Source organism: Cytobacillus sp. FSL R7-0696, assembly GCF_038006865.1.
Lineage (GTDB): Bacteria > Bacillota > Bacilli > Bacillales > Cytobacillaceae > Cytobacillus > Cytobacillus kochii.
This window is the reverse complement of the sequence record NZ_JBBOWA010000001.1, coordinates 812,814-825,267: the sequence shown is the minus strand read 5'-3', so window position 1 is coordinate 825,267 and position 12,454 is coordinate 812,814. Positions and strand designations below refer to the sequence as shown.

General features: G+C 36.9%; 13 protein-coding genes. 12 read left to right on the top strand and 1 reads right to left on the bottom strand.

The window, feature by feature from the left end:
* Positions 1-49: 49 nt before the first annotated feature.
* From MKX29_RS04330 to MKX29_RS04280, 11 genes are all read left to right on the top strand, one after another.
* The gene (locus tag MKX29_RS04330) at positions 50-241 is read left to right on the top strand and encodes a hypothetical protein (RefSeq protein WP_224934635.1); all 192 of its coding nucleotides are present in this window, start codon (positions 50-52) and stop codon (positions 239-241) included.
* A gap of 21 nt (positions 242-262) precedes the next feature.
* Positions 263-727 (top strand): YfmQ family protein, encoded by a 465-nt coding sequence (locus MKX29_RS04325; protein WP_341104208.1) that lies wholly within the window; start codon positions 263-265, stop codon positions 725-727.
* A gap of 111 nt (positions 728-838) precedes the next feature.
* Positions 839-1,015: a hypothetical protein gene (locus MKX29_RS04320; protein ID WP_341104206.1), complete on the top strand. Its 177-nt coding sequence runs from the start codon at positions 839-841 to the stop codon at positions 1,013-1,015.
* A 155-nt stretch (positions 1,016-1,170) separates the two neighbouring features.
* Positions 1,171-1,527 carry a carboxymuconolactone decarboxylase family protein gene (locus MKX29_RS04315; protein WP_224934642.1) on the top strand — a complete coding sequence of 119 codons (357 nt, stop codon included), beginning with the start codon at positions 1,171-1,173 and terminating at the stop codon, positions 1,525-1,527.
* 12 nt (positions 1,528-1,539) lie between these two features.
* Positions 1,540-1,971 (top strand): pyridoxamine 5'-phosphate oxidase family protein, encoded by a 432-nt coding sequence (locus MKX29_RS04310; protein WP_251162728.1) that lies wholly within the window; start codon positions 1,540-1,542, stop codon positions 1,969-1,971.
* A gap of 88 nt (positions 1,972-2,059) precedes the next feature.
* Positions 2,060-3,028, top strand: a complete 969-nt coding sequence (locus MKX29_RS04305; protein ID WP_341104200.1) for a serine hydrolase domain-containing protein — start codon at positions 2,060-2,062, stop codon at positions 3,026-3,028.
* A 417-nt stretch (positions 3,029-3,445) separates the two neighbouring features.
* A complete protein-coding gene (locus tag MKX29_RS04300) occupies positions 3,446-4,105 on the top strand; it encodes a DUF975 family protein (RefSeq protein ID WP_251162726.1) in 660 nt (219 codons plus the stop codon).
* 277 nt (positions 4,106-4,382) lie between these two features.
* Positions 4,383-4,925 carry a glycerol-3-phosphate responsive antiterminator gene (locus MKX29_RS04295; protein ID WP_307319033.1) on the top strand — a complete coding sequence of 181 codons (543 nt, stop codon included), beginning with the start codon at positions 4,383-4,385 and terminating at the stop codon, positions 4,923-4,925.
* A gap of 453 nt (positions 4,926-5,378) precedes the next feature.
* A complete protein-coding gene (locus MKX29_RS04290; RefSeq protein ID WP_341104197.1) occupies positions 5,379-6,089 on the top strand; it encodes an MIP/aquaporin family protein in 711 nt (236 codons plus the stop codon).
* 19 nt (positions 6,090-6,108) lie between these two features.
* Positions 6,109-7,599 carry a glycerol kinase GlpK gene (glpK, locus tag MKX29_RS04285; RefSeq protein ID WP_224934650.1) on the top strand — a complete coding sequence of 497 codons (1,491 nt, stop codon included), beginning with the start codon at positions 6,109-6,111 and terminating at the stop codon, positions 7,597-7,599.
* 102 nt (positions 7,600-7,701) lie between these two features.
* Entirely contained in the window at positions 7,702-9,315 is a 1,614-nt protein-coding gene (locus MKX29_RS04280; protein WP_409338354.1) for a glycerol-3-phosphate dehydrogenase/oxidase, read from the top strand.
* Between the two features lie 334 nt (positions 9,316-9,649).
* Here MKX29_RS04280 and MKX29_RS04275 read toward each other — a convergent pair whose 3' ends face one another.
* A complete protein-coding gene (locus MKX29_RS04275; protein ID WP_289432933.1) occupies positions 9,650-10,600 on the bottom strand; it encodes a zinc-binding dehydrogenase in 951 nt (316 codons plus the stop codon).
* Positions 10,601-10,891: 291 nt separating this feature from the next.
* Between MKX29_RS04275 and garD the strand changes: the two genes are divergently transcribed.
* Positions 10,892-12,427, top strand: a complete 1,536-nt coding sequence (gene garD / locus MKX29_RS04270) for a galactarate dehydratase (protein ID WP_341104192.1) — start codon at positions 10,892-10,894, stop codon at positions 12,425-12,427.
* Positions 12,428-12,454 lie beyond the last annotated feature (27 nt).

Below are 12,454 nucleotides of genomic sequence, written 5' to 3'. Positions count from 1 at the left end.
ATTAAGATAAAGGAGAAAGTGAAATATACAAAAAAAAGGAGCATAAAAGATGATTATATTATACGGCGTAATTATATGCATCCTAATGGTTGCGATTATTGCTACCCTATTAATTACGAATAGGAGTGATGATAATTATCAATCATCTTCACGAAAAAATAATCGAAACTTAACAATGATTTATATAGTGGTGATTGCTTTGTCCATCATTGCTTTAGCTATATATATTGCTTATGACTAAAAGTTTTAGGAGGATCAAGGCATGACATGGACAATGGGTTTTGTATTAATACTAGGTATTTTAATCAAGATGATTACTAGTCCACCAAGCGCGGCTGTCGCATGGGTATTAAAAAAATTTGCCATTCATCAAGAAATAAATGAAAAAGAGATTACATTAGAATATGATAACCATCTGATAGAGGGACAGGTTAAGGAGAAAGTAGTTAAGATGTTTAATGAAGCTAGTTTTTTGAAGAGAATTCATATTTATCCTGGTAATGAAGACTTATTTTTGCCGCATAATCAAAAAACAGTCCCCTATCATATTTGTTATAGTAAAGGAAAGAAAAAGATACAATTATACCTTTATATTGAAGAAAAATATCTAACTGTTGTAAAACAAACGAATAAGAAAGTAATTGCCTATCAAATGGATGCTGAGGAGCAATTTACTGAGTATGAAGAAAATAGCATATACTTAAATAGTAAAATAAATAACATGTGATCCCCAAAAATTTTTTTCTAAAATGATGCCTACCTATTTATTGAAGCTATCCTTGTTTTATTTTTCCCTCAAAGGGTAAATACAAAAGTAATAAGGAAGGTGGCTAAAAAGATGAGTAGAGAATCTGTTAAAAAAGAGCAAAAGAAAAAAATAGAACAAGATCCTCATGTTGATCCATTACCACTTGAAGATATTGAACTAGAAGTAAAAGAGGAAAAAGTAGGAAAAAAACAAAAAAAACAATCGAGTTCATCATCGAAGAACGAACATGATTATAGTAGTAAATAAAATAGATACGAACACAAGGTTTCTCAAATTTTTTGAGGAGCCTTTTTTGAATGCTAAGCCTCTTCATGATTTCATTAGATCGAGTTAGTGCTTAAGAAAAGTGAAATAGTACATACTACATCTGTACATATTGAAAAAAATGGAGGGAAAAAGAGATGGAACAACAATCAAATATGGCAGAATCAATTCTTCAATTTAAAGAGGGTTTGGCACATTTATCGCACACTTTACCAACATATGCAGAGAAATTTAACGAGTTTACAGAGGAATGTTTCAAAGAAGGTGCGGTTAGTGCCAAGCAAAAGCAGTTAATTGCACTAGGAATTAGTGTGCAAGCACAAGATGAATATTGTATTATCTTTCATACGAAAGGCTGTATCGATCAAGGATGTACAGAACAAGAAATTATGGAAACCATTGCTGTTTCGTCAGCCTTTGGTGGAGGAGCGTCAATTAGTCAAGGGGTAACTTTAGTACAAAATTGTATCAATGAATTCAAACCGTTAAACTAGGAGTTGAAATTGATGTCAAATGAAAAAGTAATAAAAAAGGCAAAAGAAATCATCAAGAATCATCCTATCGGTGTATTGGCAACGGTAGAATCAAATGCGCCACATATTCGTTATATGGCTTTTTATTGTGAAGATAGTGAGGGGTTCACTCTTTATAGTGCGACAAAGAAAAATACAGAAAAGGTTGAAGAGATTGAGGAGAATGGACATACTTCCATTCTTTTGGGTTATACTGGTAAAGGTCTGAATGATGAATACATTGAAGTCAAGGGACATTGTCGAATCAGTGAAGATGAAGAGATAAAAAAGAAGATTTGGCAGGATTCTTTCTCCCGTTGGTTTGAAGGGCCTGAGGATCCAAACTATGTCATATTAGCCATTACCCCTCAAACCATTCGTTTTTTAAATAATGAACATCAGCAAACAGAAGAAGTAACTATATAGAAAAGAGATCCCGTTAATTAAGCGGGATTTTTTTTTTTATTGAACAGAACATATGTTTGTGTTACCTTTAAAAAAGGAGTGATATATAATGACAGCATTAAATATAGAAGAAAGAATGAGGGCGTTACACATACAAGGGTTAACAGTAACAACGATTAAAAATAAGAAAATCTTTCAAAGTGAACAATATGGAGTGCGTAATAAACACGACCAATTTCCTGTTATGGGAAATACGATGTTTAATGTGTGCTCTATAAGTAAATTGCTTACTACGGTCTTGGCTTGCAAACTAATAGATGAACAGCTCCTCCAACTTGATACACCAATAAATGAATTGGTCACAACATGGACAATATCCTCTAATACACCCTCACCCAGCCTCACCCTTAGACAATTATTAAGTCACCAATCAGGTATCATTGATCCGCCAAATAGTTTTTTACCCTATCAAAAACGTTGGGGTTACCCTACAGTAGAACAACTTTTTCTTGGGAAGACTGAATATTGTCGAGAGCCTATCATCAGGCAAGAGAATCAGGTGGGGAGATTTCATTATGCAGATGCGAATTTTTGCTTGATAGAGAAGGTATTGCAGCTGCTGGGTATGGCGTGTAGTACCTATGAGGTTACTTATGGGAAAAATATTTCTCAAGGACATGATAGGAACGGAGCAACAGTGAAAGAGAAATACCCACATTATCCTTATCCAGCTGCTTCAGGGTTATGGTCAACATCTAAAGACATTAGTAAGCTGATGATTGAACTCATGGATGCAATCGTTGGTGATAGTAAGCTCGGCCTCTCACCCCTAACTATAAATGAAATGTTTACCTCACAGGGTGAGTGTGAATGGTTAGGGCTTGGTTGCTTTTTAGGAAGTACATCCAATGGATTTGAATTGAGTTCCCTTGGTTGGGGAGTGGGTTTTCAAAGTATGCTTGCTCTATACCCGCAAAAGAAGGAAGGGATAATAATTTTGACGAATACTGAGCTTGGTATTCATCAAATGGATGGGCTCATCGGTGAAATTTATCGGGCATTTATAGGGAAAGAGTAAGAGGATAAATAAAAAACGCAATTTACCTCCAATAAATTTTCTAAGCATTAATCATAAGTAATTAATTTCTTAAAAGAACAAAAGAGCGCTGGGATAGAGTAACCTTCTTGGAATCTCTAGTGGTGATTATCTCGTAACGCTACTTTCTTTAATTAAGAAATAGCCAAGTTGACAAGGATAATGACAACTTATTAGAGGGGGAGTATGCGCATTACCGGGTGCTAGAATGAGAAACATACGTTTATACCTTTAGTAGTAATTAATGTAATTAATATATATTGGTAAATTTTTTGATATTATCAAAGATGTTTGTTCGTTTTTTAAAGATTAATAGTTGAATATAAAAAGAAAAATATGCAATTGATGGGATATTTTTCTTATGTTACAATATGTTGGTTGTGAAAGGAGAGAAACGAGATGAAAAGTAAACAAATTAAACAACTTGCTCTCGCATCATTGCGAGACAATTGGGGAAAGGGTGTATTGCTCTCATTCTTATATTTTCTAATTACGTTCATCCCCGAATTTTTTATGGAAATCCTGTTAATTCCTTATCCTGAATGGGAGTATGCTGCAGGGTATAATTTAATTAGTATTGCAATTAGTATCATCTTAATTCCATTTGGTGTAAGTCTTTCATTGTCGTACATTACATTAATCAGAGGGTCTAAGCTTCCAGTGGAGGAATTATTTACTGGATTTAAGTATTTGAGTTTCTTAAGAGCTTTGGGATTAACGATTTTACAAAGCATTTATATTTTCTTATGGTCCTTATTATTGGTTATCCCAGGCATCATTAAGTCGCTTTCATATTCTCAAGCGATGTACATATTACGTGACCGCCCAGAATTATCTGTGAACAAAGCGATAACTGAAAGTCGAAAAATGATGAAGGGTCATAAGTGGAGATATTTTTGTTTGAACCTAAGCTTCATCGGTTGGGCTTTTCTATGTATCTTAACGCTTGGAATTGGGTTTCTTTGGCTTGGCCCATACTTTTTAACAGCGCATGCACACTTTTATGAAGATTTAAGAGACCGAGAAGGTGCTGTTGCTGTGAAGGAAGCGATTATATAATTGTTTAGAAGACCTTCATCTTATAAAGATGTTGGTCTTTTTATCTTTTATATAATTTACTGTATATACCTGAGGTTTTCTTCTTAAATCAATAGGGAACACTTTTAATCTGGGTTTAGCAAGTATCTAGCTTTCTTTTTTTTGTGCAGAAGATGCTTTATAATGAATGAAGCCAATGATTAACGATTAAGACAGGTATTTAGTGTAATTGCTTTTTTCTTTACCTGTTTCTATTATTAATGGATAGATATGAGCAATGAAGAAGGAGTTGATCTTAGTGATCAAACAATCAATCCTACCAGCTATTCGTAATATGAAGGATTTTGAGAAAGTCATTTCTTCGCAATATGAGTATATGATTTTACTGGATTCTCACATTACACAAATAAAAAGTGTTGTAGCAACAGCTAAGAAGCATAATAAAAAAATCCTCATTCATATGGATATGATTGATGGTTTAAAGAATGATGAAAGTGGCACTTTATTCGTTTGCCAAGAAATTAAACCAGCTGGGATTATTTCGACCAAGCGACAAGCGATTATTACAGCCAAGAAAAAAGGGGTACTAGCCATTCAAAGGCTTTTCTCCATTGATACCCTGGCGTTAGAGAATGGACTAGAGTTGTTGAAGAATACAAAGCCAGATTATATTGAAGTATTACCTGGCATTATTCCAGAAATCATTCGCGAAGTTCATGAGAAAACGGATATAAAAATAATTGCTGGTGGCTTGGTGAGGGAGAAATCAGAGATTGAATCAGCCCTCGAATCCGGTGCTATCTCTGTTTCAACATCTAACAGGGATCTATGGGAGCTATAATTAACTGCGATCTTTTTCTACTTGCAGCAGCTTGGTAGAAAAGGATGGCTTTTTTTATTGCTGAAAAAAAGATTGCATTTTCTATTCGCTGAAGAAATATAATGACTTGGAAGGGCGCTCATCTTCAGTCAGATTTGTTTACTTATCGACTCGGAAGGCTGTGAATATGGAGATAAGTATCTTACTTGTTGCTAAAAACCGATCGGTCTGGTGATTTTTCTTTACATGTCTCTTATCTTATTCTTCTAAAAAATTTAATTATTTATTTGCAATCGTTTTCATTTTATTATAATATGGTTCGTACAAGTTAATTTATTTTGTCGGAGATTTAGAGAGGCATGCGAAATAACGTTTGATCGTTATTTTCTTTCGCATGCCTCTTTTTGTTTTCTCTTGAAAGGGTAATGTAAAAAGTAGTTTTATAGTCTATTAAATGATTAGGAGGATTACTGAATGTCTGATATTTTTATAGGAGAGCTAATTGGTACTTTCATATTAGTCGTATTCGGTGTTGGTGCTGGGGCCAATTTGAATTTAAACAAGACATTTGCTAATGGTGGTGGCTGGATTGTCACTTCATTTGCATGGGGGTTTGCTGTCGCGTTTGGTGTCTACGTTTCAGATTTCTTTGGTGCGGGTGGTCATCTTAATCCAGCGGTAACATTGGCAGCGGCTTTAGCTGGTAGTATTGAGTGGGGAGCTGTTGCATATTATGTATCAGGACAAATGATTGGGGCATTTTTTGGTGCAGCGTTTGTTATCTTATACTTCTATCCACACTGGAAAGCTACAAGTGATCAAGGCACGAAACTGGGCGTTTTCTCAACAAGCCCAGCAATTAAAAATACACCATTTAACTTTATAAGTGAAGTACTTGGGACATTTATTTTAGTCTTTGGTTTGAATGCCATTGGATTAAATTCATTTGCTGAAGGATTAAATCCTCTTATCGTTGGATTCTTTATTGCCGCAATTGGTATGAGTCTTGGGGGAACAACAGGTTATGCGATAAACCCAGCTCGTGATCTAGGCCCGCGTCTTGCCCATGCATTACTACCTATCCCAGGCAAAGGGTCTTCGGACTGGGGCTATGCTTGGATTCCGGTTATAGGTCCATTAGTTGGGGCTGTTCTTGCAACATTTGTATTTCAATCTTTATTCTAATAAATAGGGGGATGCCGACATGACAAAAAAATATATCTTATCACTAGATCAAGGAACAACAAGTTCAAGAGCGATACTTTTTAATAAAGAAGGTCATATTGTAGGTGAATATCAACGGGAGTTTAAACAGCATTTTCCAAAGCCAGGCTGGGTTGAGCATGATGCGATGGAAATTTACGCTTCTATTCTTTCTGTTATGGCGGGTGTCATAAGTGAAAATAACATACAAGGCAGTGATATTGCCTCTATTGGGATCACTAATCAAAGGGAAACAACGGTTGTATGGGATAAAAATACCGGTTTACCGATCTATCACGCCATCGTATGGCAATCAAGACAAACGAGTGAAATCTGCAATGAATTAAAAGCAAAAGGATTAAATGATACTTTTCGTTCGAAAACGGGCTTATTAATTGATGCATACTTTTCAGGTACAAAAGTAAAGTGGATATTAGACAATGTTGAAGGAGCACGTGAAAAGGCAGAAAATGGCGACTTGCTTTTCGGAACGATTGATACATGGATTATTTGGAAGTTATCTAACGGTCAAGCACATGTAACAGATTACACGAATGCATCAAGAACATTAATGTATAATATTTACGACTTGAGCTGGGATGACGAATTATTAGATATTCTTACAGTACCTAAGTCTATGCTGCCTGAGGTGAAATCCAGTTCTGAAGTGTATGTGGAAACAGCGAAAGAGATTTTTGGGGATATCACGATTCCCATTTCCGGTATTGCTGGTGACCAACAAGCTGCTTTATTCGGTCAGGCTTGTTTTGAGAAAGGCATGGCAAAAAATACGTACGGCACAGGGTGCTTTATGCTTATGAATACAGGTGAAAATCCAGTGCAATCAGAAAATGGTTTACTTACAACTATTGCATGGGGACTGGATGGTAAGGTAGAATATGCATTAGAGGGTAGTATTTTTGTTGCCGGATCGGCTATTCAATGGTTAAGAGATGGCATGAGAATGATTAAGACTGCCCCAGAAAGCGAAAACTACGCAACGCGTGTAGAATCAACTGATGGTGTTTATCTTGTACCTGCATTTGTTGGACTTGGGACACCCTATTGGGAAAGTGATATTCGAGGAGCTGCTTTTGGAATGACACGTGGAACGACGAAGGAACATTTTATTCGTGCCACATTAGAGAGCCTCGCGTATCAAACAAAAGATGTGTTAACAGCAATGGAAAGTGATTCAGGTATTGAGCTAAAGAAATTGCGTGTCGATGGTGGCGCTGTGAAAAACAATTTCTTAATGCAATTCCAAAGTGATATACTAGACACTATTGTTGAGCGCTCAGAAATTAATGAAACAACGGCTTTAGGGGCTGCGTATTTAGCTGGCTTAGCTGTTGACTTCTGGACAAAAGAAGAAATCATTAATAACTGGAAAATTGGAGATTCCTTTGAAAATCAAATGGAATCAAGCAAGCGTGACGAACTATATAACGGCTGGAAGAAAGCAATTAAAGCAACAATCGCATTTCAATAAAACAAGTTAATATAAAATGTTGGAGAATGAGAGACCGCAAATCAACCCTGTACATAAGGGCTATTTGCGGTCTTTTCTTTTTATTCAAGGAAGGATGGATAGATGATGAATAGAAACGCAAACTTAAACGAATTGAAAAACAAAAAATTTGATTTACTTGTACTCGGAGGTGGGATTACCGGAGCTGGAATTGCTCTTGATGCCCAGTCACGTGGCTTAGATACAGGACTAATTGATATGCAGGATTTTGCTGCTGGCACAAGTAGTCGCTCAACAAAGCTTGTTCATGGCGGGCTACGTTATTTAAAACAAATGCAAATAGGTGTTGTGGCAGAGGTCGGAAAAGAAAGAGCCATCGTTTATGAGAACGCACCCCATGTTACCAATCCTGAATGGATGCTGCTTCCGTTAATTAAAGGAGGTACCTTTGGACCGTTTACTACTGGTATTGGATTAAGGGTTTACGACTTTCTTGCAGGTGTTAAGAAAAGTGAAAGAAGGAAGATGCTATCTAAAGAAGAGGCAATAAAAAAAGAGCCATTACTTGTAAAAGACACCCTGAAAGGTGCGGGTTACTATGTAGAATATAAAACGGATGATGCCCGTCTCACACTTGAAGTCGCTAAAAAAGCAGATGAACTCGGTGCAACCTTGGCAAACTATGTCAAAGCAGACGACTTTATATATGAAAATGGCAAAGTCATTGGTATAAATGCAGTTGATGTATTATCTGGCGAAGCTTTCCCTATTTATGCGAAGGAAGTTGTTAATGCTACAGGTATCTGGGTAGATGGACTAAGAAAAAAAGATGGCTCTCTAAGTGGTAAGAAATTATTTCATACAAAGGGTGTCCATTTAGTATTCGACCAACAAGACTTTCCGTTACAAAACGCTGTTTACTTTGATACACCAGATAAAAGAATGGTGTTCGCCATTCCACGTAATGGAAAAACATATCTAGGTACAACAGATACTAAATATGAGGGAGACCTCGTAAATCCAGAAATGACAGAAGAGGACCGTGATTATCTACTAAAAACAGTTGAACTGGTTTTTCCAACATTATCACTGTCTAAAGACCAAATTGAATCACATTGGGCGGGTGTTCGTCCACTCATCTACGAAGAAGGAAAAAAAGAATCCGAAATCTCACGTAAAGATGAAATATTCTATTCTGATACTGGGCTCATCACCATAGCAGGTGGCAAACTAACAGGCTACCGCAAAATGGCCGAGAAAACAGTCGATGTTGTCGCAGAGAGATTAGGAAACACCCAATCATGTCAAACAGATCACATCATTCTATCAGGCGGTGATGTAGGTGGTTCTAATGGCTACCAGTCTTTTGTGGAAGAGCAAATAAAGAATGGTAAAGCAATCGGATTCACAGAACAAGAAGCAAAGCGCATAGTCGAACGCTATGGCTCTAATGTCAAAAACGTATTTGAAATTGCTAAAAAAGCTAAGGGTGAGCATGATAAAGTCAATCTATCCCTTGAAGCCTATGCTACATTAATCTATAGCCTAGAAGAAGAAATGACCGAAACCCCAACCGATTACTTTATGCGACGCACAAGTGCCATATTGTTTAATAAACAATGGGCAATGAATTATAGTGAAGCAGTTGTGACATTTATGAGCGATTATTTTGCTTGGGATGCACAAAGGACAGAGAAAATGAGAGGAGAGTTGAAAGAGGAAATAAATAAGGCATAATGATAGAACAACGTACGGCTTGAGCCGTGCGTTTTTTTTCTGAATTAGAATAAAGAATTTTTAGAAGTTTAAGGTTGCAATTATCAAGTTTTCTCACTTTTTAGTGGTTTTAAAACCGGTAGTGTATTGAATGTGATATGTCAAAGTAATCATGATCAGGATTTAAACGTATTGAGCATATTGAGGAAAAAGGATTATTTGCATGTCCACCTCTTACACCCTACTAAATTCGTTGTTAAGGAATTAATATAAGTAGCTATAACTGAATAAATCTATAAAAGATAAAATGGGCTTGGAAGATAATCCAAACCCATTTTGTATCTTAAATGTCTGATTAATCCATAATCGCTACTAAACGTCCTGTCACTTCATGACGTTCTAAACGAGCTAAACCTTCCCCAATTTCATCAAAGGTGATTTCAGTAATGGCTGGATCGATATCGCCTGAAGCCATTAATTTATATACTTCTGCAATATCGTATTTATCTCCACCAACACTTCCGAGTAGGCTTGCTGCTTTTAAGATAAGTGGATCAGTATTAATAGTAGATTCTAATTTCCCCATACCTACTAATACAACTTTACCACCTGGTGCCACCACATCAATTGCGCCAGCTGTTGTTGTACCGAAGCCTGCATAATCGACTACTAAATCTGGTGCAATATGGGCTAATTCTTTAATATCTTCAAAGACATCTTTTACACCAATTTCTTTGGCTAATTCACGTGCTTTAGGGCTTACATCTACTGCATACGTTTCAATACCAGCCACAACAGCTGCACGAGCAGCAATTTGACCTAATCCTCCGATACCAATTACTGCTACTTTCATTCCTGGTTTAGCTTCACCACGTTTGAACATTGCGTGATAAGAGGTCATTCCTGCATCGGTGCCAGCTGCAGCTTGTGCATAAGTTACACCATCAGGAATGGGTACAAGGTCAATCGCGGGTGCAGATACTTTATTTGAATAGCCTCCATCATAACCATATCCAGGTCCCATACCAACTAAGCTAACAGGACAAACACCAACGCGGTCACCTACTTTGAAATCGGTTACACCTTCGCCAACTTCAGTAATCATACCTGCTACTTCATGTCCCATAATGATTGGTTTTTTCTCGATAATATCCATCCATTTTGGATCATGCAAAGCTCCTACATCAGAATGACAAAGTCCAGCTGCCTTTACATCGATAATTACACGACCCTCAGTTGCTACTGGGTCTGGTTTTTCAACTACTTTCAATGGTACATTGGTTGCTGTAAATTCCCAGCCTTTCATATTAACCCCTTCTTTCTAAAATGTTTAACCATGGTTCCTACCTAGGATTTGCCGATTAAATTGATATTATAATTGTACATTGTCGACAATATAAATTATAACGCTATTTGTGAATTCTGTATACTGTATCAAAAATAGTAATATATTACTAGCTTTCCTCTATACTTACTTTTCTATAAGAAAAGTTTGGCACCAATGTAAATGCTAGAATATTATTTAAAATATTCTAACTATTCATTGACCATTTAGTTTATTTGTCTTACAATAATACAAAATGAGGAGGGATAATTTATGCGATTGAATACAGAACAAAAAGAAGAGCCCCTTTTTATAAAAGTTCATGAAAAAGACAATGTAGCAATTGTGGTTAATGCTGGTGGGTTAAAGGAAGGTACAACCTTTTCTAACGGGCTGGTTCTTACTAGTAGAGTACCACAAGGACATAAAGTAGCACTTAAAGAAATAGCTGAAAAGGATGAGATTATCCGTTACGGAGAGGTGATAGGAAAAGCGCTGAAACCTATTAAGAAAGGAAGTTGGGTAGAAGAGTCGATGGTTGAGCTTCCTATTCCACCAGATTTACATAAGTTAAGTATAGCAACTCGTGTGCCTGATGCCCTTCCACCATTAGAGGGGTATACATTCCGAGGATTTCGCAATCCTGATGGAAGTGTAGGAATAAAGAATGTATTGGGAATATCAACAAGTATGCAATGTGTTGTAGGTGTACTTGATTTTGCTGTGAAGAGAATAAAAAATGAATTACTGCCAAACTATCCAAATGTAGATGATGTCGTAGCTATTAATCATCAGTACGGATGTGGAGTAGCTATTCAAGCGCCAGAAGCAATCATCCCGATAAGGACTTTGCAGAATTTAGCTAAGCATCCGAACTTTGGAGGGGAAGCCTTAATCATCGGTCTTGGGTGTGAAAAGTTATCACCATTAATGCTCGCACCTGATGGTAAAGATCGCGACATATTGTCTTTACAAGAACAGGCAGGTTTTTCAGATATGGTAGCAAATATTATGAATATGGCCGAAGAAAAGTTAGAGAAACTAAACCTTCGCAAAAGAGAGATCTGCTCAGTAAGTGATTTAGTGGTTGGCTTACAATGTGGGGGAAGTGATGCTTTTTCAGGTGTTACAGCTAATCCTGCTGTTGGTTATGCTGCTGACCTTTTAGTAAGAGCTGGTGCGACAGTCATGTTTTCTGAAGTAACTGAAGTAAGGGATGCAGTTCATCTTCTGACACCTCGGTGCGAAACGAAAGAGATTGGAAACGCTTTAATTAAAGAAATGCAATGGTATGATGAGTATCTTCAAAAAGGTGAAGCAGATCGAAGTGCGAACCCATCTCCCGGTAATAAAAAAGGAGGACTTTCTAATATAGTAGAGAAATCATTGGGTTCAATTGTTAAATCTGGTAGTAGTGCTATTTCTGGTGTGCTTGCACCAGGAGAAAAGGCAACACAGAAAGGTCTCCTTTATGCGGCTACTCCGGCAAGCGATTTCGTATGCGGTACATTACAGTTAGCTTCTGGCATGCATCTACAGGTATTTACAACTGGTAGGGGCACACCGTATGGATTAGCAATGGCACCTGTCATAAAAGTATCCACAAGAAATGCTTTAGCAGAACAGTGGAATGATTTAATTGATGTAAATGCGGGAACGATTGCCACAGGTGAATCAACAATTGAAGATGTAGGATGGGAAATATTCCATCACATTATTGAAGTGGCAAGTGGAGAAAGAAAGACATGGGCAGATCAATGGGGGCTTCATAATGATTTAGCTCTATTTAATCCTGCACCGATTACTTAATCAGATAAAAAAAGCGAACCCAGTACC

Coding starts and splice junctions, on each gene's coding strand:
- MKX29_RS04280 (WP_409338354.1), top strand. CDS start 7,702: ATGATGAATAGAAACGCAAACTTAAACGAATTGAAAAACAAAAAATTT.
- MKX29_RS04330 (WP_224934635.1), top strand. CDS start 50: ATGATTATATTATACGGCGTAATTATATGCATCCTAATGGTTGCGATT.
- MKX29_RS04310 (WP_251162728.1), top strand. CDS start 1,540: ATGTCAAATGAAAAAGTAATAAAAAAGGCAAAAGAAATCATCAAGAAT.
- MKX29_RS04275 (WP_289432933.1), bottom strand. CDS start 10,600: ATGAAAGGCTGGGAATTTACAGCAACCAATGTACCATTGAAAGTAGTT.
- MKX29_RS04290 (WP_341104197.1), top strand. CDS start 5,379: ATGTCTGATATTTTTATAGGAGAGCTAATTGGTACTTTCATATTAGTC.
- MKX29_RS04325 (WP_341104208.1), top strand. CDS start 263: ATGACATGGACAATGGGTTTTGTATTAATACTAGGTATTTTAATCAAG.
- MKX29_RS04305 (WP_341104200.1), top strand. CDS start 2,060: ATGACAGCATTAAATATAGAAGAAAGAATGAGGGCGTTACACATACAA.
- MKX29_RS04300 (WP_251162726.1), top strand. CDS start 3,446: ATGAAAAGTAAACAAATTAAACAACTTGCTCTCGCATCATTGCGAGAC.
- MKX29_RS04315 (WP_224934642.1), top strand. CDS start 1,171: ATGGAACAACAATCAAATATGGCAGAATCAATTCTTCAATTTAAAGAG.
- garD (WP_341104192.1), top strand. CDS start 10,892: ATGCGATTGAATACAGAACAAAAAGAAGAGCCCCTTTTTATAAAAGTT.
- glpK (WP_224934650.1), top strand. CDS start 6,109: ATGACAAAAAAATATATCTTATCACTAGATCAAGGAACAACAAGTTCA.
- MKX29_RS04320 (WP_341104206.1), top strand. CDS start 839: ATGAGTAGAGAATCTGTTAAAAAAGAGCAAAAGAAAAAAATAGAACAA.